Below are 26,812 nucleotides of genomic sequence, written 5' to 3' on the forward strand. Positions count from 1 at the left end.
GGAGGGTTTTGTTGTTTCCAGCGAAAGCCGGGGCGGCGTTACGAGGCCTTCTTGGAACCCTTGGGCACGAACAGCGTCTCTGCCTGCTCCAGGGACATTCCGTTGGTCTCCGGCACCTTGAACATCACGAAGAAGAAGGAAGCCGCCGCGAACAGCGCGTACATGGCGTACGTCAGGGGCAGCGAGCCTGCGGCCATCACCGGGAAGCTGAGGGTGATGGCGAAGTTGGCCACCCACTGCGCGGCAGCTGCCAGGCCCAGGGCCCGGGCGCGGATCTTGGATGGGAAGATCTCGCCCAGGAGCACCCACACCAGCGGTCCCCAGGACGCGCCGAAGCTGATCACGAACACGTTGGCTGCCACGAGCGCCACCGGTCCCCAGGCGCCCGGCAGGGTGATGTCCTCGCCGCTGCCCGTTGCCGAGGAGAACGCAAGGGCCATGGCGCCCAGGGACACCGCCATTCCCACGGAGCCGGTGAGGAGTATGGGGCGCCGCCCAATACGGTCCACGAGGGCGATGGCCACCAAGGTAACCAGGATGTTGGTGACCGCCGTTGCCACCGAAATGGCCAGCGAGTCCTTTTCCTGGAACCCGACGGCCTTCCACAGGGTGGTGGAGTAGTAGAAGATCACGTTGATGCCCACGAACTGCTGCAGCACGGACAGGATGATGCCCACCCACACCACCGCCTGCAGGCCAAACGCCTTGCCGCGCAGGGAACCCTTTTGGCCGGCCAGCTTGTCTTCCTCGATGGCTTCCCGGATGTCGCGGATGTGCCGGTCGGTGTCCTCGGCGGGCGCAATCGAATCGAAGACCTTCCGCGCCTGGTCCTCCTTGCCCTGGAACACCAGGAAGCGCGGGGATTCAGGCAGCGTGAAGGCCACCCAGCCGTACACGACGGCGGGAACGGCGGCGGCAAGGAACATCCACCGCCAGGCTTCGATACCGAGCCAGAACGACTGGTCCGCGCCACCGGCCGTCGTGGCCAGGAGCGCATCGGAGAGCAGGGCCGCGAAGATACCGGTGGTGATGGCCAGTTGCTGCAGGGAGGCCAGTCGTCCCCGGACCTTCCGCGGTGAAATCTCGGAAATGTAGGCGGGGGCGATCACGGACGCCAGGCCGATGCCCAGGCCGCCCACCAGGCGCCAGAAGATCAGGTCCCAGACGCCGAAGCAGAAGCCCGTGCCCACGGCGCTGACCAGGAAGAGCAAGGCGCCCAGCTTCATGGCGGGAATGCGGCCGTAGCGGTCCGCCACCTTGCCGGCCAGGAAGGCCCCGGCGGCGCAGCCAAGCAAGGCGATGGCGACGGCGAAGCCGGTCACGGCCTCGGATAGGGCGAATTCTTCCTTCATGGCGTCCACGGCACCGTTGACCACGGACGAATCGAAGCCGAAGAGGAATCCGCCCACCGCCCCCGCGAGCGCCAGCCAGATCACCCGCCGTGGAATCCGGGCGGTTGTCTGCTCCTGTGCAGTGGGCATGGTTCTCCCTGGTGTTGGGGGTTTATGGATGCGGTGCGGACGTCGTCGGCTGCTGTACCGGCCCAAAGGGCCGGCGCACACGCGCTAAACAGTGTGGCACGCCACCGCCGCAGGTTCCACTTGGCGCCCCTTGCCCCACAACTTGCCCCGCAACGAAAAACGACGACGGCGGGCCGTGCCGCCGTCGTCGTTTCTCCGTGCGCTTCCGGGCCTAGTGGGCCGGAATCTGCATGTCGTCCTTGTCCTGCGGCGAGGCCTTCTGGTCCGTCAGCTTCTTCCGCGGCAACGCAAAGCTGATGAGGAACGCCAGGCCCGTCAGGGCAGCAGCGGTCAGCATCACGGTGTCGATCGAGGTGGCGAAGCCTTCGGTGATGGGCCTGGTCAGGGTGGAGTTGGCCGTGTGCAGCCAGCTGGTGTCGTTCAGCGAATCGTTGGAGGCGCCGTTCTTGAAGAAGTCATACAGCTTGGCGTTGGCGGGATCGGACGCGACGGCGGGGTCCTTCAGGACGGCGAGGTAGGCAGGATCCGTGGTGGCGCTCTTCATGCCGTCCGCAATCCGGCTGGCGGCCAGGCTGAAAAGCATGGAGATGAACACGGCGGTACCCACGGCGCCGCCCATGGAGCGGAAGAACGCCGCGGACGAGGTGCCTACGCCCATGTCGCGCGGCGGAACGGAGGTCTGCATGGCAAGGGTGAGGGGCTGCATGCAAAAGCCCAGGCCCACGCCGAAGAACACGGCGATGAGGCCGGGAACCCACAACCCGGTGTCCACGCCCAGGGAGAAGCCCATCACCAGGGCGGCAGCGGTCAGGATGCCGGTGCCCATGATGGGGAAGATGCGGAACGTTCCGGACGCGGAAATGGTGCGGCCGGCGGTGATGGAACCGAACAGGATGCCCACCGTGAAGGTGATCATCATCAGGCCCGCCTGCGTGGGGGTTAGGCCCTTCACCAGCTGCAGGTACATGGGAAGCATGGCGATGGCGCCGAACATGCCGATGCCGATGATGAAGTTCAGCAGCGAGGACAGCCCGAACGTGACGTTGTGGAAGAGCCGCAGCGGGATCAGGGCGTAGTCGCCGGCGCGCTTCTCGGCGAGCAGGAACCAGGCAATGCCCACGACGCCCAGGCCGTAGCAGAGGAAGGAGTTGACCGAGGCCCAGCCCCAGGAGCGGCCCTGCTCGGCCACCAGCAGGAGCGGAACGATCGCCACCGTGATGGCTGCGGCGCCCCAGTAGTCGATCTTCTGCTTCAGGTGCTTCGCCGGCAGGTGCAGGAACAGGAACACCACCGTCAGGGCGGCAAGGCCGATGGGGATGTTGATGAAGAAGACCCAGCGCCAGCCGTCAAAGCCCAGGATGTTGGCTGATCCGGCGAACGCGCCGCCCACCACAGGGCCGAGAACCGAGGAAATACCGAAGACGGACATGAAGTAGCCCTGGAACTTGGCACGGTCCTTGAGGGAGACGATGTCGCCGATGATGGTCAGCGCCAGGGCCAGCAGCCCGCCCGCGCCGAGGCCCTGGATGCCGCGGGCAATGGCCAGTTCGGTCATCGAGTGCACCGAGCCCGCGTACAGCGAACCCACCAGGAAGATGGCGATGGCCGTCAGGTACAGCGGCCGGCGGCCGAAGATGTCGCTCAGCTTGCCGTACAGCGGGGTGCTGACGGTGGACGTGATCAGGTACGCGGTGGTGGCCCACGCCTGCAGCGAGAGCCCGTCGAGATCGTTGGCGATGGTGTAGATGGACGTCGAAACGATGGTCTGGTCCAGGGATGCGAGGAACATGCCCAGCATCAGGCCAACCATTACCGTGACGATCTGGCGTTGCGTCAGTGTTTCTCCGGCGCGGGGCGCGGCAGAGGCTTTGGACATGGGGGCTCCAGGGGAAGAAAAGGATATAAGCAGCGATAGTTGCTTTCAGTAACTATCTTACTCGCACTTTTTATTCCCCGCCCTGCCAACTTTCCGCGGTTGCCGTTGCCGGGCGGCGCTCCCTGCCTAGGCCTCCACGAGGATGCCGTCCGGGTCGCACCAGATGGCGGCCCCGGCACGGATGGTCACGCCGTCGATCACCACGTCCACGTCGACCTCCCCGGCGCCGGCCTTCAGGCTCTTCTTCGGGTTGCTGCCGAGTGCCTTGACCCCAAGGTCCAGCCGGGCAAGGGCCTCCCGGTCCCGGATGGCGCCATTGATCACGACGCCGGCCCAGCCGTTCGCCACGGCGCTTTCGGCGATCATGTCCCCCATGAGGGCCGTCCCCAGCGATCCGCCGCCGTCCACCACCAGGACGGCGCCGTTCCCCGGGGATGCGAGCGTCGACTTCACCAGGGCGTTGTCCTGGAAGCACCGGATGGTCCGGGCCGGGCCGTTGAAATGCGTCCGTCCGCCCAGGGACTGGAACTGCAGGGAGATCGATGCCAGTTCGGAGCCGCGTTCGTCATAGAGGTCTGCAGTGTTCACGGGTGGGTTTCCCGCGGGAGTGGGTGCGCTCATCTGTTGCTCCTTGGTCTTCAGTGACGGGGCACCGGGGCGGGGCCCCGCGGCCAGGTACGGCCCACGATAGTCTGATTCCCACCGCCAACCGGCCGCACCAGGGGGAGCCAAGCCAATGAGTCTGTCCAAGAAGCCTCTGCCGCCGCCCGGCTCCGCACCGGAAAGTGCGACGGCGGCGCTCGCCGAGCCGGTGCAGAAGGTCACCGCTCGGTGGGTCACCGGCCTGGTATTGGTGAACGTCGGCATCAACGCCGCCTTCTTCGGCCCGATCAACGTGTTCATCGGCCAACAGGCCATCAGTATCGACGCGCCCAGCAAGGAAGCCATCCTTTCCTTGGTGACGGCCTGCGGTGCCGCCGTGTCCTTGGTGGCCAACCCGCTTTTCGGCGCCCTCTCGGACCGGACCACCTCGCGCTTTGGCCGCCGTGCCCCGTGGATTTTGGCAGGGGCGGTGCTGGCGACGGCGGCCCTGCTGGCGATGTCGTTTTCCGGCGCCGTGGCGCTCATGGTGCTTTTCTGGTGCCTGGTGCAACTGGGTGCGAACGCCGCCTATGCTGCCATCACCGCCGCCGTCCCGGACCGGGTGCCCGTGGCCCAGCGCGGCGGCGTGGGCGGGCTCGCGGCCATGGGCCAGACCCTGGGCATCCTCACCGGCGCCGTCTTCGGGGCGGTGGTTGCCGGCAACTTCATGGTGGGCTACTGGCTGTGCGCCGCGGCCCTCCTGCTGTCCGTCCTGCCGTACCTCTTCCACCGGAACGATCCCGTCCTGCCGGCGTCGGAACTGGAGGCGTTCCGCCCCCGCGTCTTTGCCAAAGGCTTCTGGGTCAGCCCGGTGCGGTATCCGGACTTCGCCTGGGCGTGGCTGACGCGGTTCCTGGTGAACGTGGGCAACCAGCTGACCATCGTGTACCTGCTGTTCTTCCTGCGGGACGTGATCGGCTACCCTGACCCGGCCGCGGGGGTACTGGTCCTGACCGGCATCTATGCCGTGATGGTGATGATCACCGCCGTGCTGGCCGGTCCCTGGAGCGACAGGGTGGGCCGGCGGAAGCCGTTCGTCATCGGTTCGTCCGCCACGATCGCCATGGCCGGGGCCATCATGGCGTTCTTCCCCGTGTGGCCGGGCGCCCTCGCGGGGGCAGCGGTCCTGGGCATCGGCTTCGGTGCCTACCTCGCGGTGGACTTCGCTCTGCTGACCCAGGTCCTCCCGTTCGCCGTCAGCCGCGGCAAGGACATGGGCGTAATCAATGTGGCCAACTCCCTGCCCCAGGTGGTTGCCCCGGCCCTGGCGCTGGTGGCCGTGACGTACGCGGGCGGCTACCGGACCTTGTTCCTCACCGCCGCCGTCATCGGGCTTTTGGGCGCTGTTTTCGTCGTCAAGATCAAGGGCGTGGACTGACCCGAAGGCGGCCGAAGGTAAGCCCGCTGACCAACCTGCTCGGTGCGGTTGCCGTATAGTTGAACCGGGCTGCAGGGTGGTACGGAAGTGGGGGCACTCCTGGCCGCAGTCCCCTAAAACACAACCCCGGAATGCTTATGCCCGAGACTTTTTCAGACCATCCGCCCATGGCCGCCCGGCCTTCCGCTCCCCGCCAGCGCCTCCGTTACGCGCGGATCCTCGACACCGCCGCAGCGTTTGCCCGCAAGGGACTGGACGCTGTGGAGCTCTCCGAAGTCGCAGAAAAAGCCGACGTCCCGCTGGGGACGCTCTACCGGTATTTTCCGTCTCCCACCCACCTGATGCTCGCGCTCTTCCGGCACCAGCTGGACGAACTGCAGGCCGGTGCCCGTGGATCATCGCCGCGTTTCCGCGGACATGCCCTCTCCGGCCTGGTGATGGAGATTTTCCACATGCGCGTCATGCAGCCTGCCGTGGAACAGTGCCTGAGCCGGAGTGTCTACCTGCCGGAGCGGGATACCACGGAGCTCCTGCGCGAGATCGACGCGCTCAGCGAGAAGCTCGTTGCCGGCGCGTGCGGCGATGCGGTGGGCGCGCGGGTCCTCCTGCTGACCGTCACTGGTCTGGTCCAGTCCGTGCGGAACCGCCGGCTTTCCCTCTTCGAAGCCGAGGAAGACCTCAAAAAAGCCTGCGGTCGCTTGTCTCCGGAGGCTGAATCCGGATTAACAGTGACTAAATCCGCGTAACTGGTCTAGACCAACGCGCGATTAAATCCGCCATAATACCGTGATCTGGATCACTAAAAGGCCTGCTTAAACCTTTTGGCACTGCATCAGGGGTTCCTTGACGTTCCTGCCGGACGTTTGTGGGTGCCTACCATGGTCGCACCGGAGCGGCAGGGCGGAAACACCCCCGGCGTTCCCCTGGACCCGCCACCCTTGGGTTTCCGGTCGCACTACTTTCCCCGCTGGGCCCGGCCGGGTTCCAGCTCCATGTGCCGTGCGCCCACGGCGAGCACCAGGAGACAACGACGTGTCCATTGACGCAGTTACCGCCACCGACAACTCAGCAGCGACGGCCCTGACCGAAAACGAAATCTTCGGCGCCCACCAAGGCGGCAAGCTGTCCGTGACCAGCACCGTTCCGCTCTCCAACAAGCGGGACCTGTCCATCGCCTACACCCCTGGTGTTGCCGAAGTCAGCCGCGCCATCCACGCCAGGCCTGAACTGGCCCGCACCCTCACCTGGGCCGAGCGCCTGGTGGTCGTGGTCAGCGACGGCACGGCCGTCCTGGGCCTGGGCAACATCGGCGCCAGCGCCTCGCTGCCCGTCATGGAAGGCAAATCGGCGCTCTTCAAGACCTTCGGCGACCTCGACTCCATCCCGCTGGTCCTGAACACCACCGACGTGGACGAGATCGTGGAGACCCTGGTCCGGCTGCGCCCCAGCTTCGGCGCCGTCAACCTCGAAGACATCTCCGCACCGCGCTGCTTTGAACTCGAGGAAAAGCTGATCGAGGCGCTGGACTGCCCCGTCATGCACGATGACCAGCATGGGACCGCCGTCGTGGCCCTCGCAGCCCTCACCAACGCCGCCAAGGTGACCGGCCGGGGCCTGGAAGGCCTCAAGGTGGTGGTGTCCGGTGCCGGTGCCGCCGGGATCGCCGTCGCCGAGATCCTGCTGGCCGCCGGCATCACCGACGTCGTCCTGCTGGACTCCCGCGGTGTCATCAACAGCAGCCGCGCCGACCTTGCGGCCGACACCGCCAGCAAGAAGGCGGACATCGCAGCCCGCAGCAACCCCCGCGGCATCACCGGCGGCCCCGCCGAAGCGCTGGCCGGCGCGGACGTGTTCATCGGCGTCTCCTCCTCCAAGCTGGCCGAGGAACACCTGGCCCTGATGAACCAGGACGCCATTGTGTTTGCCCTGTCCAACCCGGACCCCGAAGTCCTGCCCGAGGTAGCCGTGAAGTACGCCGCGGTGGTGGCTACCGGCCGCAGCGACTTCCCGAACCAGATCAACAACGTCCTGGCCTTCCCGGGTATCTTCCGCGGCGCGCTGGACGCCGGCGCACGCCGCATCACGCCGGCCATGAAGCTGGCTGCCGCCCGCGCCATCGCGGAGCTGGCCGCCGAGGACCTGTCGGCCGACTACATCGTGCCCAGCCCGCTGGACCCCCGCGTCGCCCCCGCGGTCACCGCAGCCGTCGCCGCGGCGGTGGAAGCGGAGTAGGCCCTCGCCTGGGGACAGGCAACGACGGCGGTGCCTCCTTCGCGGAAGGAGGCACCGCCGTCGGGCGCTTGAGGAGCGCCCCTAGACTGGGGACCATGACCTCCGAAACCGTGGTGACCATCCTGTGCGGCCTGGGAATCCTGGTGGGCGTGGCCGGCACCATCATCCCCGTCCTTCCCGGCAGCGTCCTGGTAGGCATCAGCCTGCTGGCCTGGGCCATCTGGGGCGGCGCCGGCACCGTGGGGTGGGTGGTTTTCGCGGTGGCCATGATCTTTGTTGCCGGGGGCATGACCGCCGGCGCCGTGCTCACCGGCAGGAAGCTCAAGCAGCACGCCATCCCCAGCCGGAGCGTCGTGGTGGCGCTCGTGGCAGCCGTTGTGGGGATGTTCATCATCCCGGTGCTGGGACTCTTCGTTGGTTTTGCCGCCGGCCTGCTGGTCAGCGAGTTCCTCCGCACCAGGGATTTTCCGACGGCGGCCAGGTCCAGTTGGGCTGCCCTGAAGGCCACCGGCCTGGGGATGCTCGCCGAGTTCGGGCTGGCCTGCCTGGCCGCCAGCACCTGGGTGGTCGGAGTATGGATTGCGGCCGCCGGCCGCTGACCGCCCGGCGGGGCCCCGCCCCTTCCCGGTTAGCATGGAACGATGAGCGCCGGGGACACCGCACCGATCTATTGGGACAGCCGTGACCTCACGCCGTTCGGGCACGCCCAGCTGCGGACGCCGGTCCACGACCTTGCCGGCGGCGTGGGCGGCCTGCTTACCGGCGTGCTGGGCGGACGGAACCCGGCCCTGCTGTCCATCGACGGCGAGGTTCCTCGGCTTAAGCGGTTGCCGTCAAAGCCCGCCAGGGCAGTCCACGAGGCGGTTTTCTCCAGCCGCGAACCCGAGCGGCTGATCTACCTGGCGCGGACCTACCCCGGCTGGGCCGGGCTGTGCTACCTCATGGCAGGCCTCCTCGAGTACAAACACGGCGGCTACCTCCGTGCCTCCGAACTCCTGCAGCGCGGGCTGACCACCCGGAACGATGAGGAGGCCAACCGGTACTCCTCCACCTACCTCACCAGGATCGTCACCCGGATCGAACTGGCTGAACGGGTGGAAATCCCGGTGCTGTTCAGCGAGGAGTCGGTGTTCCTGGCCCTGGCCCATTCGTTGCGCGAGACAGGCCGCACGGAAGCTGCCCTGGACGCCCTCTCGGGGTTGCCGCCGTCACTCCCCATGGCCTTGGCCCGCTGCTCGCTGGCCCTGGACCTTGGCCGGAGCCGCACTGTCATCGACTGGACGGAGGGCTTGCTGAACGCCGACGACCTCTCTGCTGCCCTGCTCCTGGTCCGAGCCCGGGCGCTGCGCCGGGAAGGTCGGCTGGACGCGGCGCAGCAGGCCATCGCCGAGGTCCTGCGCCGCCGCAAGACCCACCTGGCACTCCGCAACGACGCCCTGACGGACCGCGCGCTGCTGGTCTTGGAGTCAAGCCGGCGGTCCCTGAATCCGCGCGACTGGGGACGCCGGCGCGGGGACCCGGAGCCGCAACGGGAAATCGGGGCGCCGGTGCCCATCCGCAAGGACGAGGAAATGCGGCGGATGTGGGAGCAGGACTGGAAGGAACTCAGCGGTGACTAGGCGCGGCCGGCGAGGAACGGCACCACCTGCTCGCCGAGCAGGACGGTCCCCAAAGCAACCATGATGATGCCGCTGGCAAGGGTCACCACGCGCGCAGCCCCGGGCCGGCTCTGCAGGAGCGTCCTCGAGAGCAGTGCCACCGCCGTGTAGACCAGCCCCGCCAGGGCCACGAACGTCATACCCAGCAGTCCCGACTGCACCGGCACCGGCAGGGAGGCGTCCGCGCTGACGAACTGCGGAATCAGCGTCACATAGAACAGCAGCCCCTTGGGGTTGATCCCGCTGGTCCCCATGCCCTGCAGGAAGGTGCGCAGCCGCGTTCCGGAGCCGCCTGCCGCCGCGGCACCAAAGCTTGCACCCCGCCAGGACCGGAGGGTCCCAATGCCGAGCCAGAGAAGATAGGCCGCACCGGCCAGGGTGATCCAGCCCAGGAGACCAGGCATTCCGGCCAACAGCGCCGCCAGGCCTGCCACCAGCAGGACGGTGTGGAGGATGTAGCCACCGCAGAGCCCCGCCACCGCCGGCACGAAACTGCGCTGCCGGAGGCCGGCGGCAATGGTGTACGCCCAGTCCACTCCCGGCGTGCAGGCCAAAGCGGCGGCCACCACGATAAAGGCCAGGAACAGCTGGGGATTCACGGGGGTTCTCCTGTCGACGGTGTCTCAAGAGCAACCTTAGAGAGAATCACGCCATAAGTGCTGTCCGGTTTTCGCCCGCCTCGCGGTACGGGCAGTATGTTTATTGCGTGATAGACGCCATTGACAGGAATATTTTGCGCTACCTCCAGGAGGATGGCCGGATGACTGCCACGGCGCTCGCCGCAAAGGTGGGGCTGACGGTGGCGCCCTGCCACCGCCGGCTGCGTGACCTGGAGCAGTCCGGCGTGATCCGCGGCTACAAGGCGGACATTGACCCGGCGGCGGTCGGCCTGGGTTTCGAGGCGATCGTGTTCGTCACCCTGCGCCAGGTGGACCGTCCCACCATGGAAATCTTCGAGAACCGGGTGGCGGACAATCCCAACATCGTGGAGGCGCAGCGGTTGTTCGGCTCGCCCGACTACCTGCTGAAGATCATCGCCGCAGACCTGCCCGCCTACCAGCGTTTTTACGACACCGAACTGACATCGCTTCCCGGGGTGGAGCGGTTGACGTCCACCCTCGTGATGAAGAACCTCAAGTCCAACGCCGGTCCGCCCGTGTAGGAAGGCTAGGTCAGCGGGTTGACGTGGACGATGATGACCTGGACGTCCTTTGAGCCGTCGTAGCGGAGGTCGTAGTTCACTTCAAGTCCCGTGCTGGTGCCGGACGTGATGGAGAAATTGCTCTTGGTGCCCGGATTGCTTTCCATGCTGCTGATCCACCTCTCCGCGGCGGCAGAGTCCACCCCATACTTCTCAACCCCGTCCCGGATCAGGCCGGTGTACTCCTCCAGCGACCCTGCAGTCAGGAAATAGGTCACCTCGCGGAAATCGGGCTCCTGTTCCGTGGTGCTGAAGCGGATGCGGTCTGTTTCGGCCTGCACGTCTCCGGTGGGACCGGCAATGGTCAGGGAAATCTTGCCGAGGTCGCGGGTGTTGATCTCCGGGCCAAAGCTGTCGTCGGTCAGCCTCACCGACGCTTTTTGCAGCCTGCCCGAGCGCATGTCCAGGCGGGCCGTCCTCGTCTCGCGGATGGCATCCACGCCGGCGGCGTCAAGGGTGGAAAATTCGGAAGTGTGCACGGTGCTCCCTGCGGAAGGTGATGAGGCGGACGGCGGAGTGGAGGTCGGGGCGGCGGGCGCGCAGCCCGCCAGTGCAGCAGCGGCCAGGAGGACCAGGACGACGCCGGCACGCGGCCGCAGTGCGCGGCCGGCAGAAAGAAAGGGCGTCATCACTGGTGCACCTCGGCTCCGAAACCATCAAGGAAGCGGCCCATGACGGCAGGGATGTTGTTGGTGGGCCGGTACTGGTCCACCCGGGCATCGAAGTCGGATCCGATGATCCCGGCCGCGCGGGCCGGATCTGTTGCCAACAGATGCTGATAGGCAGGCAGCGTGTCCTGCTTGATGAGGTTCCAGCGCTGGTCCGCGTTGGCGATGTTGCCGTCCGGGAAGCCGGTGGTGAAATCGGTGCGGAACTGGGCCGGGTTGTCCCAGTTGGTGAACGGGATGTTCTGCGGGCCGGGACTTTCCACGCTGAAGCTGTAAGGAAATACCTCCGGATAGCTCCTGGCGCCCGGGATGGAGGGTTCGCCGGCGAGGGTCACCATGTATGTCACGGCTTCGCCGCCGGGGTGGCTGCGCATGGAGTCGTAGTCGTCCGCGATGATGTCGTTCTGCTCGCGGTAAAGCAGGGCCGTATTGCCCTTCCGAACTTCATCCGGAATGCCGGAGTCCACCTGGGCCCATGCACGCGCCGTCTCGGGATCGATGGCGCCTGAGTCGCGGAGCCGGTTGATTTCTTCGATACCGCCGTTGAGGTAGGCCTGGTGCTGGCGTGCCTGGTCAAGGAAGATTTCCTTGTTCATGTCCAGCATGCTGGTTTCGTAGAAGCGGATCTCCTGGTCTGACATGCCGGCAAGCTGCTCCAGCTGGTCCAGGACCGGCAGGGGAACATCGGAGGCCGGGTTGTCCGCGATCTGGCGGGCCAAGTCCCGCAGCACGGCCATGTCCCGGAAACCGCCGGCGAACGATGGCCCGATCATGTTGGCCATTCCAGCCCACTGGAGGTCGGGGTTCGCGAGGTAGGCCTGTCCGTAATAGTCGTAGACGCTGCGGATGGTATTCCAGTTGTATTCGGTCCCCTTGGAGGTGTCCCAGGTGGAGGGGTCGATCCCCATCTGCAGCATCGCCTGGTTGTTCCAGTACGAGCTGAGGAAGTCCGCATATTCCGGGGACTTCTTCTCGATCAGCCCGGAATCTGCGGCGGCGTCCATTGCTGCCTTGGCCGCCTCCGGGTTGGCCAGGGCCCACTGGCGGAACTCCGCGCCCTGCAGGTACTGCAGCCGCTCCGAGGGGGACATGCCGGTCAGCAGATCCGTCAGTTCCTGCGCAGTACCGCCACCGGACGCGCCCGAGCCTCCTGTTCCAGTCCCGCCGGAACCGCCGGCACTGGCTTTCTCCTGCTCGTCCGCGTTGGCCAGCAATGCTTTGGACGCCGATTCCAGCCCTGCGGTGGCAGACCTCAGCAACCTGGCGTGGGAGGAGGTCCACTCGCTGCGGAACCTGTCGCCGTCGTGCCCCTTCCACAGCCCTGAAGCGATGCTGCTGGAGAGCTGCTGGCCCAGGGACTCGAGCCGGCTCGCACTCCTGGACAGGTCCTTGGCAAGCTGCCGGAGCTGTGCCACATCACCGCCGTAAAAATTCCCCGCCATATTTTCCCCCTGTTGGATCCCGTGCCAGCCTAGCCGCAGCCGCCGACCGGCGGCGATGGGGAGAGCTGCCCTGTGGGCGCCAGGCTACCCCTGCCCCTCCTGCAGGAGCCCGGTGGTCCGGTACGGGATGACCTCGCGCAGGAACATGCTCGTTGAGGTGCGGACAATGCCCGGGCAGAGGCGGATCTCCTCGGAGACCCGGTAGAGATCGTCGGGGCTTTTGGCCACCACGCGGATCAGCAGGTCAGTGTCCCCCGCGGGGGCATGGCATTCCAGGACTTCGGGGATCTTGCGCAGCGCAGCGATCGCCTCGTTAAGGTGGCTTTGGTCCAGTTCTGCGCTGACAGCTGCGGCCACGCCACGGCCGAGCGCGGAGGGCAGGACCCGGCTGCTGTTGGGGCGGAGGGCGCCCGAGGCGGCCATCCGCTCCAGGCGCGACTGGACGGTGCCGCGGGCAAGGCCCAGTTTCTGGGCAAGCACCATGATGGGCACCCGTGGATCGTTATCAAGCGCGGCCAGGATGCGCCTGTCGGTCGAATCGAGTTCCTGCAATCTGACCACTTCCTGCTTTGCTGTGCATCATCAATTAGTCAGTCTGACCAGTCCGAGTGACCTCGGTTGCGCCTACTGTAGGGCATCTGCTGAAATCATGGCAATAAGGGATGCAGGCTACCGCCGCAGTCCCGCAGGCTACAGGATCCCCGGCACACCACCCGGTCCCTGGACCAAGCTTCCCGCAAGGACGCTGCCGCAGATTGACTCTTGTTCACACCAATGTCATTCCGCATCACACGGCAAGAGCCCCTGAGCTACCGACGTCGGCATTCCCCGAAGTCATCGGTAGCTGAGGGGCTCTTGTGCTGTTCCGTTTAAGGTGGATTTATGACCTCCGCCGGACGTTTCGCCCCCAGTCCCTCCGGTGACCTGCACGTCGGAAACCTGCGGACCGCCATCCTCGCCTGGCTCTTTGCCCGATCCACGGGACGGGCGTTCCTCCTGCGGGTGGAGGACCTGGACCGCGCCCGCGCCGGATCAGAGGCGGGGCAGCTGCGGGACCTCCAGGCCGTCGGCGTGACCTGGGACGGAGACGTGGTGCGGCAGACGACACGCGGGCCCCTCTACGCCCGGGCCATTGCCGGCCTGGAACAGGCGGGGCTCACCTACGAGTGCTTCTGCACGCGCCGGGAAATCCAGGAAGCAGCCTCCGCGCCGCACGCTCCCCAAGGCGGCTACCCGGGGACCTGCCGGAACCTGGGCCGGGCGGAGCTGGAGTTCAAGCGCTCCACCCGGCCCGCGGCCCTCCGGCTGCGGGCGGACGTCACCGAATTCACGGTCCATGACACCCTGCACGGCGAGTTCACCGGGGTGGTGGACGATCTTGTGCTGCGCCGCAATGACGGTGTCACCGCGTACAACCTCGCGGTGGTGGTGGACGATGCCGCGCAGTGCATAGACCAGGTGGTCCGGGGTGGGGACCTCCTGCCGTCCACGCCACGCCAGGCGTATCTCGCGTCCCTGCTGAATATTCCCGTACCGGAATATGCGCATGTGCCCCTCGTGGTAAACGTCGACGGCGCCCGGCTGGCGAAGCGCGACGGCGCCGTGACCTTGGCGGACCTGGCAACGGCCGGAGCGGACCCAACCCGGGTCCGCGACGCCATCCTTGAGTCCGTGGGCCTTCCGCCCGGTTCGTTGGACCATGCCCTGGAGTCCTTTGACCCCAGCTCGCTCCCCATGGAGCCATGGACGTGGCCGGGCGTGCCCGGGGCGGGCGCGTAGGCTGGACCCATGCCAGAAACAGGAACCGCGGACGCGAGCCTCCACGGGCCGCGATTCACGGTGGAGACTGCCAAGGTCCTCGCCGAAGTTGCCCACAACCGCCAAAAGGACAAACTCAAGGGGCCGTACCGCGAGCATGTCCTGGCCGTCGGCGACGCCCTTGCGGACTTCGACGACGACGTCCGGATTGCCGGCTACCTTCATGACATTGCCGAAGACACCCCGATGACCCGGCAGGCTCTGCTGGACATGGGCGTCTCCGAGCGCGCTGTGCGCATCATCGAGCGCGTCACCAAACGGCTGCACGACAACCCCGACGACTACCAGGCCGGAATCCGCTTCATCGCCGAGGACCACGACGCGACCCTGGTCAAAATTGCCGACAACGCCCATAACTCGCTGCCCGAACGGGTGAAGGCCCTCGCGGAAAAGTGGCCGGACAAACCGCCCGTCACCCGCTACGACGACGCCCGGCCGGTGCTGTACGCGGCGGTTCCCGTGGAGGAAACCCGCAAGATCCTGGCCCGGATCAACCCCTGGCTGCTGGAGGAATTCGACGCCATGCTGGACGAGGACGACGACACCGACTACGAGAACCTCTCCTACGACGACGTTTCCGGGGATTAGACCCGGCCCAGCGAGCCGATGTCTTCCAGGAAATCCGCCTGCACCTCCGCGCTGACGGTGGTGCGCGTTTCACCGATCGCATCCAGGTAATCCTGGGTGGACGGGCCCTTCCGCACCGCCTCGCGCACCGAAGCGTCACCGCCGGAAGCCAGCCCGCCGTCGTCGTACACTGCCTTTTCCAAAGCCCGCTGGGAAGCGCTGCGGGCAGCGTACTCGATGTCCGCCGGCGAAAACCCTTCGGTGCGTTCTACCAGCAGTTCCACGTCCACGGCGTCCACCACGGCCGCGGGGATGAACCGCTGCCACATCGCCTCGAGTGCCTGCCGGTCCGGCAATCCGATGGGAATCACGTAGTCGAACCTGCCGTGGCGCAGGAAGGCGGAGTCCAGCGCCCGGATGAAATTGGTGGCGCAGACCAGGAGCCGGCCGGGCTGCTCGCGGAACGCGGGGATGATCTTCAGCAGTTCATTGGTGACGCCCTGCAGCGGCGACGGCGGGTCCCCTGCGCGCTGGGAGGCGATCTCCTCCACCTCGTCGATGAACACCACGGCGTGCTCCAGCTCCGCGATCTCCAGGAAGGTCTCCCGCAGCGCACCGGCCAGGCCCTGCGGGTCCCCGGCCAGGCGGGACGGGAACACCTCCACGAACGGCCACTCGAGCCGGGATGCGATGGCCTTCGCGAACGTGGTCTTGCCGGTGCCAGGCGGGCCGAAGAGGACGACGGCGCGCGGCGGCACCACGCCGAATTCATCCGCAAGGTCCGCCTCGGCCAGCGGGAGCACCAGGCGGCGTTCCAGCAGCTCCTTTTCCTTGCGCATGCCGGCCACGTTCTCCCACAGGTCCCGGGCGAGGACGCGGCCGCCCAGCTGGCCCAGGGCCCCCAGTTCCTGGCGCTGCACCGGAATGGTGCGCTCGAAGTACCGCAGGTTCTTCTTCAGCGCAAAGCCCCTGCCCAGGAAGGCCTCCACCCGCGTTTCGGACTCCGGCATCAGCGCTGAGAGCTTGTTCAGCCCGTGCGGGGCCATCCGGCTCTCGACGGCGGCCAGCAGCGAGGTGCCGATGCCGCGGCCCCGGTATTCGGGGAGGGTGGCCAGGAACACGATCCACCCTTGGTCGTGCGCGGCGCGTCCGACCGCGGCGCCCACCACCTGGTCGCCCTGAACCGCCACCACCGCGTGGTCCTTCTCGCAGGACGCGAGGACCTCCGAGAGCGCATACACAGGTTCGACGTTGTTCGCCTTCAGGGTCTCCCAAAGGTGCAGGATCCCGTCGAGGTCCGCTGAGTGGAAATCCCTGATCCGCCAGTTGGTCATGGGTTGCTCCTGTTGGTTCGTCGTTGAGCCAGTGTGGACATCTCAGGTGAGCATATGCGAACCGCGCAGCGGGCGGGGTTGCGGCGGCGTTGCATGACGCCGGCCGCCCGTCCCCGTGGCCCCGCTCAGATCCCCAGCCTGTCCATCGTGTTCCGCAAGGTGTCAGCGGAAACCTGCAGGGCCGCCAGTTCACCGCCGTCCATGGGTGTGTCCAGGACCCGGTGCACCCCGCCGCGGCCCACCACGCTGGGAAGTGACAGCGCCACTCCCGAGATTCCGTACTGCCCGGACAACACCGTGGAGACGGGGAGGACGGCATTGTCATCGCGCAGCAGCGCCTCCACGATGCGTGCGCCGGAGAGGCCGATGGCATAGTTGGTGGCCCCCTTGCCGGCGATGACCTTGTACGCGGCCTGCACCACGTCCCGGGCCGTGGCGGCCAGGTTGTCGGCGGTGAAGACCCGGCCGCCGCCGTCCGTCCAGTCGCGGATCGGGACAGGCCCGATCGTGGCCCCGGACCACAGCGGAAATTCGGTGTCGCCGTGTTCGCCCACCATGCTGGCATGCACGCTGGTGACGGAGACACCTGCACGCCGGGCCAGCAGCCAGCGCAGCCGGGAGGTGTCCAGGACGGTGCCGGAAGAGAAGATCCGCTCCGGTGGCAGCCCGGAGATGCGCTGGGCCGCGACCGTCAGGACGTCGCACGGGTTGGTGACCAGGACGTAGACGGCGTCCGGCGCCCGCTCCAGGAGCTGCGGCATCAACTGTTCAAGGATCCGGACGTTGGTGCCGGCCAGGTCCAGGCGGCTCTGCCCCGGGTTCTGCTTGGCACCCGCGGTAATCACCACGACGTCGGCACCCTCCGTGACGGCGATGTCCCCGCCGCCGGCCACCGTCGCGGACGCCGCGGCGAACTGGCTGCCATGGGCAAGGTCCAGGGCCTCCGCTTCGGCCTTGGGCGCATTGACGTCGAACAGGGCGATACTGCTTGCCGAGCCACGGATCAGCGCGGCGTAGGCCAGCGACGTGCCTACGCTCCCGGCCCCCACTACGGCGAGTTTGGATCCACCAGGCATGGTGCCCTTCCTTTCGGAATCGTTGAGTGTGTCCTACCCGAAGAGTAGCGTGGCCACCATCACACGAACCCCCACTAAGGAGCCACCATGCCACATTTCGGACGCCGGCTCGCTGCTGTGACGGCGGCGCTGGCCATCGGCGTGACCACCGGGGCCATCAGTCCCGCTGCAGCGGACCCCCGGCAGACCGACAAGAGTCCCACGGCCACCGGGTACGGCGGCGCGGTCAGCACGGTGGACCCGGAAGCGTCGGCAGCGGCCATCGAAGTCCTCCGGAAGGGCGGGAACGCCGTGGACGCCGCGGTTGCCGCCGCAGCCACGCTGGGCGTCACCGAACCCTACAGCGCCGGCATCGGCGGGGGCGGCTATTTTGTCTACTACGACGCCAAGTCCGGGAAGGTCAGCACCATTGACGGCCGCGAGACTGCGCCGGCCGGAATCAAGCCGGATGCCTTCATCAATCCCGCTACCGGCAAGCCCTACCCGTTCACCCCGGAACTGGTCACCAGCGGCGTCTCCGTGGGCGTGCCCGGCACCCCGGCCACATGGGAACGTGCGCTGGACCGCTGGGGCAGCATCAGCCTGGGGGAGGCACTGAAACCGGCCATCAAGGTGGCGGACCGAGGTTTCGTGGTGGATGAGACCTTCCGCAACCAGACCCAGGACAACCAGACGCGGTTCGCGGCGTTCACCTCCACCAAGGAGTTGTACCTCCAGGGCGGCAAGCTGCCGGAGGTGGGCTCGGTCTTCAAGAACCACGACCTCGCGGACACCTACCGGCTGCTGGCACGCAACGGAATGGACGCGTTCTACAACGGCCAGCTCGCCGAAGAGATCGCCAACACCGTCCAGAATCCGCCCAAGTCCCCGGACACCAAGCTTCCCGTTCCCGTTGGCTCCATGACGGCGGAGGACCTGGAAAACTACCAGGCCGTGGACCAGGACCCCACCCACGTGAACTACCGCGGCTATGACGTCTATGGCATGGCACCTTCCAGCAGCGGCGGCACCACCGTCGGGGAGTCCCTGAACATCCTGGACGTCTTCGACCTGCCGGCCTTGAAGGAAGACCAGCCTGAGGTCCTGCACCACTACCTCGAAGCCAGTGCCCTCGCGTTTGCCGACCGCGGGAAGTACGTCGGCGATCCTGCCTTCGTGAAAGTCCCCACGAAAGCCCTGACTGATCCCGTCTTCGGCAAGGAACGCGCCTGCGAGCTGGACCCAGCCCATGCCGCAACCAAGCCGGTCCTGCCCGGCGACGTGACCTCCTACGACGGCGCCTGCCCGGCCGGGCCGGCTGCTGCCGCCGAGGAGAAGGACACCGAAAACATCTCCACCACCAACATGACTGTCTCCGATAAGTGGGGAAACGTGGTGGAGTACACGCTGACCATCGAACAGACCGGCGGGTCCGGCATGGTGGTCCCCGGCCGCGGCTTCCTGCTGAACAACGAGCTCACGGACTTCTCCACGGTGTACAGCGCCACCGATCCCAACCGGATTGAGCCGGGCAAACGGCCGCGGTCCTCGATGTCGCCCACCATCCTGCTGGAGGACGGCAAGCCGTTCCTGGCCCTGGGCTCCCCGGGTGGCTCCACCATCATCACCACGGTGCTGCAGACCTTGGTGAACAAGATCGACTTGGGTATGAGCACCCCGGACGCCATCGCCGCGCCGCGTGCGTCGCAACGGAACACGGCCAGCGTCACGGCCGAGCCTGCCTTCATCGATAAGTACGGGGCAGCCCTGACCTCGCGATTCGGCCACACGCTGACCCCGTCCGGCGACTCCTTCACCTCCGCCTCGGAGATCGGGGCGGCCACCGCCATCGAATTCCTGAAGGACGGCCGGACCCTCGCCGCCGCGGAGCCGGTCAGGCGCGGCGGCGGCTCGGCCATGGTGGTCAAACCGTCACAGTAGGAGGACCACCGCATTAAGCGCCCGACGGCGGCACCCGGGTTCCGGAATTCCAGAACCCAGGTGCCGCCGTCGGCGGTTAAGCCCGAAGGCCGTTACTTCTTGAAGGTGTCAGCCGGTGCGTTGGCGACTACCGGGGACGTCCCGGTGTAGCCGTCGCGGGTTTCGGCGATGTGGCGGATGCGGTGGCGGCAGGCGTACCAGCCGGCGACCATGAGAATGGAGGCGATGGCGGTGACGAGCATGGTCAGGGGTGAGTCGATGAAGACCATGATGAGGACGCCGATGAGGAAGAGGAGGGAGAGGTAGCCGGTGTAGGGGGCGCCGAACATGCGGAAGGTGGGGCGTTGGACCCAGCCTTTGTCGGCCCAGCGTTTGAGTTGGATTTGGCATAGGACGATGGTGGCCCAGGTCATGATGATGCCGACGGAGGCGATGTTGAGGACGATTTCGAAGGCGTCGGCGGGGACGAGGTAGTTCAGGGGGACGCCGAGGAGGGAGACGGTGGCGGTGATGGCGATGCCGCCGTAGGGGACGCCTGCTTTGTTCATGCGGGAGGCGAAGCGGGGGGCGGAGCCGTTGACGGACATGGAGCGCAGGATCCGTCCGGTGGAGTAGAGTCCGGCGTTCAGGGAGGACAGGGCGGCGGTGAGGACGACGAGGTTCATGATGACGTCTACGCCTTGGACGCCGATGGAGCCGAAGAACGTCACGAAGGGGCTGACGCCTTTTTGGTAGGTGGTGTAGGGGAGCAGGAGGGCGAGGAGGATGACGGAGCCGACGTAGAACACGGCGATGCGGAAGACTACGGAGTTGATGGCTTTGGGCATGATTTTTTCGGGGTTTTCGGTTTCGCCGGCGGCGGTGCCGACGAGTTCGATGGAGGCGTAGGCGAACAGGACCCCTTGCATGAGGATGATCATGGGCAGCAGGCCGGTGGGGAAGATCCCGCCGTGGTCGGACAGGAGGCTGATGCCGACTTGTTGGCCGTCCACGGGGGTGCCGAAGATGACGAAGTAGGTGCCGATGATCAGGAATGCGATGAGGGCGGCGACTTTGATCAGGGCGAACCAGAATTCCATTTCGCCGAAGACTTTGACCGAGACGAGGTTCAGGGCGAGGACGACGAGGAGGGCGGTCAGGGCCCAGGCCCACTGCGGGACATCGGCCATCCAGGGGATGTAGTTGCCGAAGAAGTGCATGTAGAGGGCGGCGGCGGTGATGTCCACGATGGTGGTGGTGGCCCAGTTGATCCAGTAGAACCAGCCGGAGACGAACGCGGCTTTCTCGCCGAAGAATTCACGGGCGTAGGAGACGAAGGAGCCTGAGGAGGGCCGGTGCAGGACCAGTTCGCCCAGGGCGCGCAGGATCAGGAACGCGAAGAACCCGCAGACCGCGTAGGCGATGACCAGGGACGGGCCCGCGGCGTTCAGCCGGCCGCCGGCGCCCAGGAACAGGCCGGTACCGATCGCACCGCCGATCGCGATCATCTGGATCTGCCGCGGCTTGAGGTTCTTGTGGTAACCCTTGTCCTCCGCATGCAGGGAAGTCTCGGATGCATGCGCGTGACCACCATCAAATACATGGTCTGGAAGGGGGGAATTTGTCATGGGAGTGTCCTTCGGGGATGTGGGGGGCCCACGGCCGCCTGGTTCCCTGGCCGGGCTTGCGGGGCCAGGGGGCGGAGGGGGACTACTTGCTGAGGTTTGCCAGGCGCTCGGGGCTGAGGAGGTCCTGGAGCTGGGCATCGGTGAGGAGCCCGTGCTCAAGGACCAGTTCAGCCACGCCCTTGCCGGTGGCAAGTGCTTCCTGCGCGATGGCGGTGGCGGTGGCGTAGCCGAGGTGGGGATTCAATGCGGTGACCAGGCCGATTGACTGCTCCACGGTACGGCGCAGGTGTTCGGTATTGGCGGTGATCCCTCTGATGCAGCGGGCCGTGAGGGTGCGGCAGGCGGCTTCCAGGTGGGAGATGCTCTTGTGGAGGCTGTGGACGATGATCGGTTCGAAGGCGTTGAGCTGAAGCTGCCCGGCTTCGGCGGCCATGGTGATGGTGACGTCGTTGCCGATGACCTCATAGGCCACCTGGGAGACCACTTCGGGGATGACCGGATTGATCTTGCCGGGCATGATCGAGGAGCCGGACTGGACGGCGGGGAGGTTGATCTCGCCGAAGCCGGCGCGGGGTCCTGACGAGAGCAGGCGCAGGTCGTTGCAGATCTTGGACAGTTTGACCGCAACACGCTTGAGCACGCCGGAGAGGTGCACGAACGCCCCCACGTCCTGGGTGGCTTCAATCAGGTCGACGGCGGTGACCAGCGGCAGGCCGGTGATCTCCGCCAGGTGCCGGCAGGCCGCGTCGGCGTAACCCGCCGGGGCGTTCAGGCCGGTGCCGATGGCGGTGGCGCCGAGGTTGATCTCATGAATCAGCAGTTCGGCCTCCGCCAGGCGGAGCCGGTCCTCGCCGATGGTGACGGCGTAGCTGCCGAACTCCTGGCCCAAGGTCATGGGGACTGCGTCCTGCAACTGCGTGCGGCCCATCTTGACCACGGTGCGGAACTCCACGGCCTTGGCGGCGCAGGCGTCCTCGAGTTCTTCGAGTGCGGCCAGCAGCTCGCGGGCGGCAAAGATGGTGCCCAGCTTCACGGCCGTGGGGTACACGTCGTTGGTGGACTGGCTGAGGTTGACGTGGTCGTTCGGGTGCAGCCTGGCGTAGTCGCCCTTGGGGTGGCCGAGGATTTCCAGGGCACGGTTGGCGATGACCTCGTTGGCGTTCATGTTCGACGACGTCCCGGCACCGCCCTGGACCACGTCCACCACGAACTGGTCGGCAAGCCGGCCGGCCATGACGTCCTGGCATGCCTGCTCGATGGCATCGGCGCGGTCGGCGTCCAGCAGTCCGAGTTCACGGTTGGTCCGTGCGGCCGCGAGCTTGACGGCGGCGAGCCCGCGGACCAGGTGCATGTTGGAGGACAGTTTTTGGCCGGTGATGGGGAAATTCTCTACGGCCCGGAGCGTGTGCACGCCCCAGTAGGCGTTCGCCGGTACGTCGCGGTCGCCGAGCAGGTCGTGCTCGGAACGGACGTCGGCGGCGGTGTCGATGATGGTCATGGGGTCCTCACAGGGCTTCGTTGTCGGGCGTGGACGGGGTGGTATCCAGGAAATCGGTGGCCAGCAACTGCCCCACTTGGTGGCCGCCGCCCAGGACGGGGGCGGTGGCGATACCGGCGAACGGTTCGATGTCCACGCCCAGCGCATCCAGCAGGCGGACGGTGGCGGGCATCCGGGCGCGGTCGCCGCCGTCGGAAATCTTGACGGCTGCTGCGCCGCCGTTGGCCAGGCCCACCAGCTGGACGCCTTCGAAGCCATCCTTGGCCACGGCCCCCGGGAGCAGCCGCATCAGGTCGGTGACATCCCGGCCTTCACCGGCAACCATGTCGGGGTGCTGCTGCATGGCCAGCCCGACGGCGGCTTCCGCGCTTCCGGAACCGGGCCCGCCGTCGTCGTGCGTGGCTGCAAGGGACGCCGCCCGGGCGATCCGGCCAAACGCGCGGGCCATGCCGCCCAGGGTGAGGGCGAACAACGGGGTGCCGCAGCCGTCGGTGCTCAGGGCAGCGGGTGACTCTCCCGTCAGCTCGGTGACGGTCCGCGCCACGAGCTGCTGCAGCGGGTGGGAGGGATCCAGGTAGCCCCGGACGGGCCAGCCGTTGATCACGCAGGTCGCGGCCATGGCGGCGTGCTTTCCGGAACAGTTCTGGGTGGTCTGCGTGGGGCCGCCGCCGGTGCGCAGCCAGTCCTCACGTTCGGCGGTGCCGTAGGGGAGGTCGGAGCTGTTCTCAAGGTCGGTGGCGGCCAGCCCGTGCAGATCGAGGATGCGCCGGGTGCCGTCGCGGTGCGCCGCGGAGCCCGAGTGGCTTGCGGCGGCGAGGGCCAGGAGGTCGGCCGGAAGGTCCAGACCGGCCCGGACCATGGCGACGGCCTGGAGCGGCTTGAGCGCTGACCTCGGGTAGAAGGGGGCCTGGGGATCACCGGCGGTTGCCGCCACGGACCCGTCAGCCGCGAGGGCGATTGCCGAGCCGTAGTGCACGCTCTCCACGAGGCCGTCACGGACGGCGGCCACCAGCGGGGTGTGGTGCGGCAGGGCCGCCTCACCCAGGGCAGCGGTGCGGGCAGCGGAAAACACGGGGGATGGCATGGCGTCCTTGGAAAGGTTGGTTGGATGTGTCTAATTGTTGAGGATGGAGTCCAGGGCGGCGCCCACGGCTTCCAGGTGGTGGGCCATGGCGGCGCGGGCCTTGTCCGCGGAGCCTGCCTCGATGGCGGCCAGGATCTGCTGGTGTTCCACGTCGGAGGCGTGCTGGCGGTCGGCCACCATGTTCAGCGTTTCGGACTGGTGGGCCAGCGCGTCACGGATGTCCGTCACCACGCTGGCGAAGACCTTGTTGCCGCTGGCGCGGGCGATGGCGGCATGGAAGGAGGAGTCCAGGGCCACCCAGGACTCGGGGTCGGTTTCCGTGGCCATGGCCGCCACGATGTCGCGAAGGGTATCCAGTTCTTCAGGGGTGCGCCGCTGTGCGGCCAGTCCGGCGGCGGGGACCTCGATGTGCGGGCGGGCCTCGGTCAGGTCCCGCGCCGAGTACTGCCCCAGGGTCAGGTCGTTGGCCACCTTGCCGGCAATGACGAACGTGCCTTTGCCGGTCCGGGTAACCGTCAGGCCCAGGGCGGTGCAGGAACGGAGCGCTTCCCGGATGACCGAGCGGCTGACCCCGTATTGCTGGGACAGTGTGGCCTCCGAGCTGAGCTTGCTGCCCACCGGAAGGGTGCCGGACTCGATGTCCGCGCGGAGGGCGTTGAACACCGCCTCGGCAGCGCTCAGCCGGGCAAGGGGACGGTAAGCAGGCTGTCCTGCTGTCCGGCTGTCTGACAGGTTCACGCCTTAAATATGGCACCCGTCACAGTCACTGTCAAGCCCTCCCTAGTCCTGCCGTTGCTCCGCGGCGCGGTGGTGTTGCCGCCGTCGCCGTGAGCGGAAGTGCCAGGCAACAAGCGCGGCCACCGCCACCGCGGCGATGACGACGGCGATGTCCCGGCCGGCTGCCTGGGCCACGGCTTCATAGGAGTTGCCGGCCAGGAAACCCAAGAGGACGAAGCCGATGCCCCACACCACGCCGCCCGCCGCGTTGTAGGCAAGGAAGCGGCCGTACGGCATCCGCGAAGTTCCGGCCAGGGCGGGCATGACCGCCCGGAAGAAGGCGGTGAAGCGCCCGAGGAAGACGGCGGAGCCGCCCCGGCGGCGCAGCAGGTCCTGGGCGTTCTGCAGCTTTCCGGAGTGCCGGGCCAGCGCCCTGGTCTTCAGGATGCGGCTGCCCAGGTGCTTGCCCACCTCGTATCCCACGCTGTCGCCCACGATCGCGGCGGCGACCACCAGGGCCATCATCGCTCCCAGCTGGACTTCGCCCCGGCTGGCCACCACTCCGCCCAGGACGGCCGCGGTTTCTCCCGGGATGACGAAGCCGATGAACCATGCGTCCTCGGCAAAGACGAGACAGAACACCGCGATGTACGCCACCAGGGGGCTGACGTTCATGAGGCCATCGATGAACCCCGTCATGGCAGCAACCCCAGGCCCGCATCGCCGGGCTGAACACCGCACCGGCGAACGGGGGACGCGGCAGGTGCCGCGGGCGCAGCGCCGATCGGGCGGGTGGGGGCGGACGTCACGGTAGAGCCTTCTTTGGCCGGCGGTCAGGTACGTACGAGTATGCGCCTTTGCGCCTGGAAATTCCCTGACAGTTTGGTCCCGCCAGCCCTGCTCATCGCTGCCGGCGGAAAGCCGGTGGGCGGCGCTGATTCAACCCTAGAGGTGCTGGATGCCCGCCCGCTGCATGGCATCACGGTAGGTTTCCACGCTCTTGGCCAGGAGTTCTTCCTGCTTGGCCTCTGAAACAGCAAAGGCCCTGCCGCCGAGGGCGGAGGCCTTGTAGATTTTGATGCCGCTGTTCTTCAGCGACGAGTGGTAGGTCTTCTCAAAGAGAGTCAGGAACGTCGAGGCGTCCGTGCCGTGCGCGATGACGGCAGAGACCCGGGAATTGATCTTGAGGAACTGGCGGAAGGGGCGCAGGCCGTCAGTTTTCTCCTGGACGCTCAGCGCCGACGGGCTGCCGCTGTCGCGGATCCAGGGGTAGGCGTTCCACGGCATGACGTACTGCGGATCCAGTTCGGCGAGTTCGTAGATTTGGGTGGCGCGGCGGGCTGCCTCGTCGTCGTTGTAGAGCGAGACGAACCCGGATTCGGTGCCCTTGCCCGGGCTGGCCTGGAGGCTGATGATTCTGCACTCGTCTTCGTCATGCACGGGGTCGATGTAGGGGACGGTGGAACCGGGCTTCTTTTCCATCAGTTCTTCGCAAAGTTGGGTCACCTTCGCGATGTTCGGTTCCTGTAGCAGGGCCTTTTTTTCGTCCCAATCAATTGTCACGATTTCTCCCTTTGCAGCGAGGCGTCCAGAATCAGGCGTCCTCTGTCACTCTACGCTTCCGCGGCGAGCGGTGGGCACACTTGATTTTTGGCCGGGGCCAGCCTAGTGGCGGCCCCGCAGGTGCTGGTTGTGGAGCGCATCGAGCTGCTCGTCGGTCAGTTCATCGAAAGCCACGGCTTCCCGCTTGTCGCTGCGCGAGAAGCGGATGAACATAAGGATGATCAGCGGCAGGTCCACCACCTCGCAGATGAACCAGAGCAGATTCCCTGCGAACTGCTGGTCCTGGAGGGCGTCCCGGAACCACCACTGGGGATCCGGGACGGTCAGTGCATGGTCGAGGACCTGGCCGTTGAGGCTGAGGAGGATGCCGGGCACGGCGTCGATGAGCAGCTCAATGAACACGAACATGAATTCCAGGGTCAGGTAGGCGCTGGACCGTTGGAAGTTGGATTCTTCGATGATGGGCAGGGCCATGAGCATGCCCAGCAGGGGGACGCCGAGCGTGAGCAGTGCGTCGGCCGCGGGGCTGGTCCGCAGCGTGTAGAAGGCGGGGGTGAGGAAAGTGGAGAAGAGCGCCAGCCCCAGCAGGGGTGCGCCGAATGAATTGCTGACGAACCGCACCGGACGGCTGGAGAGCACGGCGTCGAAGACCCTAATTCCGTGGTCCGGCAACGCCGCACGCGCCAGCGTCAGCGGCTTGCCCAGGCCGATGAGCAGTGGGACCACAAAGAGCAGCAGCGAAATCTTGAGGGTGAAGGCCCATCGTTGCTGCGGGCCGTACACGCCGGTGAAACCGCAGGTCAGGATGACGAAAGTACCAAGGCCCAGGACGTAGAACGCCACCGCGCGCCAGGCCGGCCACCGGTGGCCATTCCGTCCGGCTGAACGCATCCCCCACCCGTAGAGGACTCCGGCCGCAACGACGAAAGCCGTGGAGGCCCAGTCCAGGCGCCAGGAGGAAACGAGGATCTCAAGGGGTGGCACGCGGCAATGGTAGCCAGTCTTCCTGGGAGGAGGATGGGCGTTTACCGGAAACCGGGGCTGCACTGC

25 protein-coding genes are annotated in these 26,812 nt (G+C 66.9%); 9 read left to right on the top strand and 16 right to left on the bottom strand.

All coding sequences use genetic code 11. From position 1 onward, the window contains the following. Positions 1-38: 38 nt before the first annotated feature. From AC4EEO_RS19820 to rraA, 3 genes are all read right to left on the bottom strand, one after another. Complete coding sequence (locus AC4EEO_RS19820; RefSeq protein ID WP_491339544.1) at positions 39-1,481, bottom strand: sugar porter family MFS transporter; 1,443 nt, start codon at positions 1,479-1,481, stop codon at positions 39-41. A 211-nt stretch (positions 1,482-1,692) separates the two neighbouring features. Beyond that, positions 1,693-3,357, bottom strand: coding sequence for an MDR family MFS transporter (locus AC4EEO_RS19825; protein WP_018763666.1), 1,665 nt, complete (start codon positions 3,355-3,357; stop codon positions 1,693-1,695). 126 nt (positions 3,358-3,483) lie between these two features. Continuing rightward, a complete protein-coding gene (rraA, locus tag AC4EEO_RS19830) occupies positions 3,484-3,978 on the bottom strand; it encodes a ribonuclease E activity regulator RraA (RefSeq protein WP_133832345.1) in 495 nt (164 codons plus the stop codon). A 115-nt stretch (positions 3,979-4,093) separates the two neighbouring features. Between rraA and AC4EEO_RS19835 the strand changes: the two genes are divergently transcribed. From AC4EEO_RS19835 to AC4EEO_RS19855, 5 genes are all read left to right on the top strand, one after another. After that, on the top strand, positions 4,094-5,377 hold the full coding sequence (locus AC4EEO_RS19835; RefSeq protein WP_491339545.1) for an MFS transporter: 1,284 nt from the start codon (positions 4,094-4,096) through the stop codon (positions 5,375-5,377). Positions 5,378-5,514: 137 nt separating this feature from the next. Further along, positions 5,515-6,123, top strand: a complete 609-nt coding sequence (locus AC4EEO_RS19840) for a TetR/AcrR family transcriptional regulator (RefSeq protein ID WP_491339546.1) — start codon at positions 5,515-5,517, stop codon at positions 6,121-6,123. Positions 6,124-6,409: 286 nt separating this feature from the next. Next, positions 6,410-7,609, top strand: coding sequence for an NAD(P)-dependent malic enzyme (locus tag AC4EEO_RS19845; protein WP_491339547.1), 1,200 nt, complete (start codon positions 6,410-6,412; stop codon positions 7,607-7,609). Between the two features lie 95 nt (positions 7,610-7,704). Next, positions 7,705-8,208, top strand: a complete 504-nt coding sequence (locus AC4EEO_RS19850; RefSeq protein WP_491339548.1) for a DUF456 domain-containing protein — start codon at positions 7,705-7,707, stop codon at positions 8,206-8,208. A gap of 42 nt (positions 8,209-8,250) precedes the next feature. Then, positions 8,251-9,228: a hypothetical protein gene (locus AC4EEO_RS19855; RefSeq protein WP_285319051.1), complete on the top strand. Its 978-nt coding sequence runs from the start codon at positions 8,251-8,253 to the stop codon at positions 9,226-9,228. On the opposite strand, the gene AC4EEO_RS19860 is transcribed toward AC4EEO_RS19855, so the two are convergent. Beyond that, entirely contained in the window at positions 9,225-9,866 is a 642-nt protein-coding gene (locus AC4EEO_RS19860) for a LysE family translocator (RefSeq protein WP_491339549.1), read from the bottom strand. The two genes, AC4EEO_RS19855 and AC4EEO_RS19860, sit on opposite strands and share 4 nt — an antisense overlap. Before the next feature lie 107 nt (positions 9,867-9,973). Here AC4EEO_RS19860 and AC4EEO_RS19865 point away from each other — a divergent pair, with 107 nt between their 5' ends. Continuing rightward, positions 9,974-10,429, top strand: coding sequence for an Lrp/AsnC family transcriptional regulator (locus AC4EEO_RS19865; RefSeq protein WP_491339550.1), 456 nt, complete (start codon positions 9,974-9,976; stop codon positions 10,427-10,429). A 5-nt stretch (positions 10,430-10,434) separates the two neighbouring features. On the opposite strand, the gene AC4EEO_RS19870 is transcribed toward AC4EEO_RS19865, so the two are convergent. From AC4EEO_RS19870 to AC4EEO_RS19880, 3 genes are all read right to left on the bottom strand, one after another. Next, positions 10,435-11,097 carry a hypothetical protein gene (locus AC4EEO_RS19870; RefSeq protein ID WP_018763657.1) on the bottom strand — a complete coding sequence of 221 codons (663 nt, stop codon included), beginning with the start codon at positions 11,095-11,097 and terminating at the stop codon, positions 10,435-10,437. Continuing rightward, complete coding sequence (locus tag AC4EEO_RS19875) at positions 11,097-12,578, bottom strand: WXG100 family type VII secretion target (RefSeq protein WP_491339551.1); 1,482 nt, start codon at positions 12,576-12,578, stop codon at positions 11,097-11,099. Before AC4EEO_RS19875 ends, AC4EEO_RS19870 begins: the two co-directional genes overlap by 1 nt. A gap of 84 nt (positions 12,579-12,662) precedes the next feature. Then, positions 12,663-13,130 (bottom strand): Lrp/AsnC family transcriptional regulator, encoded by a 468-nt coding sequence (locus AC4EEO_RS19880; protein ID WP_018763655.1) that lies wholly within the window; start codon positions 13,128-13,130, stop codon positions 12,663-12,665. Positions 13,131-13,460: 330 nt separating this feature from the next. Here AC4EEO_RS19880 and gluQRS point away from each other — a divergent pair, with 330 nt between their 5' ends. Together gluQRS and AC4EEO_RS19890 are read left to right on the top strand one after the other, a co-directional pair. Beyond that, positions 13,461-14,357: a tRNA glutamyl-Q(34) synthetase GluQRS gene (gene gluQRS, locus AC4EEO_RS19885; protein WP_491339552.1), complete on the top strand. Its 897-nt coding sequence runs from the start codon at positions 13,461-13,463 to the stop codon at positions 14,355-14,357. A 9-nt stretch (positions 14,358-14,366) separates the two neighbouring features. Further along, positions 14,367-14,984 carry an HD domain-containing protein gene (locus tag AC4EEO_RS19890; RefSeq protein ID WP_491339553.1) on the top strand — a complete coding sequence of 206 codons (618 nt, stop codon included), beginning with the start codon at positions 14,367-14,369 and terminating at the stop codon, positions 14,982-14,984. On the opposite strand, the gene AC4EEO_RS19895 is transcribed toward AC4EEO_RS19890, so the two are convergent. Both AC4EEO_RS19895 and AC4EEO_RS19900 read right to left on the bottom strand, forming a co-directional pair. Continuing rightward, positions 14,981-16,297 (bottom strand): ATP-binding protein, encoded by a 1,317-nt coding sequence (locus AC4EEO_RS19895; RefSeq protein WP_491339554.1) that lies wholly within the window; start codon positions 16,295-16,297, stop codon positions 14,981-14,983. The genes AC4EEO_RS19890 and AC4EEO_RS19895 overlap by 4 nt on opposite strands. A gap of 125 nt (positions 16,298-16,422) precedes the next feature. Continuing rightward, a complete protein-coding gene (locus AC4EEO_RS19900) occupies positions 16,423-17,373 on the bottom strand; it encodes an L-lactate dehydrogenase (protein ID WP_491339555.1) in 951 nt (316 codons plus the stop codon). A gap of 87 nt (positions 17,374-17,460) precedes the next feature. On the opposite strand from AC4EEO_RS19900, the gene ggt reads away from it, so the two are divergent. Next, the gene (gene ggt, locus AC4EEO_RS19905) at positions 17,461-19,293 is read left to right on the top strand and encodes a gamma-glutamyltransferase (protein ID WP_491339556.1); all 1,833 of its coding nucleotides are present in this window, start codon (positions 17,461-17,463) and stop codon (positions 19,291-19,293) included. A gap of 92 nt (positions 19,294-19,385) precedes the next feature. Here ggt and AC4EEO_RS19910 read toward each other — a convergent pair whose 3' ends face one another. The 7 genes from AC4EEO_RS19910 to AC4EEO_RS19940 form a co-directional block, all read right to left on the bottom strand. Continuing rightward, positions 19,386-20,900, bottom strand: coding sequence for an amino acid permease (locus tag AC4EEO_RS19910; protein ID WP_491339557.1), 1,515 nt, complete (start codon positions 20,898-20,900; stop codon positions 19,386-19,388). A gap of 82 nt (positions 20,901-20,982) precedes the next feature. Continuing rightward, a complete protein-coding gene (locus AC4EEO_RS19915; protein WP_491328899.1) occupies positions 20,983-22,398 on the bottom strand; it encodes an aspartate ammonia-lyase in 1,416 nt (471 codons plus the stop codon). A gap of 7 nt (positions 22,399-22,405) precedes the next feature. Continuing rightward, the gene (locus tag AC4EEO_RS19920) at positions 22,406-23,482 is read right to left on the bottom strand and encodes an asparaginase (RefSeq protein WP_018763913.1); all 1,077 of its coding nucleotides are present in this window, start codon (positions 23,480-23,482) and stop codon (positions 22,406-22,408) included. A gap of 30 nt (positions 23,483-23,512) precedes the next feature. Further along, entirely contained in the window at positions 23,513-24,220 is a 708-nt protein-coding gene (locus AC4EEO_RS19925; protein ID WP_018763914.1) for a FadR/GntR family transcriptional regulator, read from the bottom strand. A 42-nt stretch (positions 24,221-24,262) separates the two neighbouring features. Continuing rightward, a complete protein-coding gene (locus AC4EEO_RS19930) occupies positions 24,263-24,898 on the bottom strand; it encodes a DedA family protein (protein WP_491339558.1) in 636 nt (211 codons plus the stop codon). Between the two features lie 246 nt (positions 24,899-25,144). Continuing rightward, positions 25,145-25,705, bottom strand: a complete 561-nt coding sequence (locus tag AC4EEO_RS19935) for a uracil-DNA glycosylase family protein (protein WP_491339559.1) — start codon at positions 25,703-25,705, stop codon at positions 25,145-25,147. Between the two features lie 159 nt (positions 25,706-25,864). After that, positions 25,865-26,746, bottom strand: a complete 882-nt coding sequence (locus AC4EEO_RS19940; RefSeq protein WP_491328897.1) for a cytochrome c oxidase assembly protein — start codon at positions 26,744-26,746, stop codon at positions 25,865-25,867. Between the last annotated feature and the right edge of the window lie 66 nt (positions 26,747-26,812).

It is taken from the genome of Pseudarthrobacter sp. MOO13 (genome assembly GCF_058267655.1).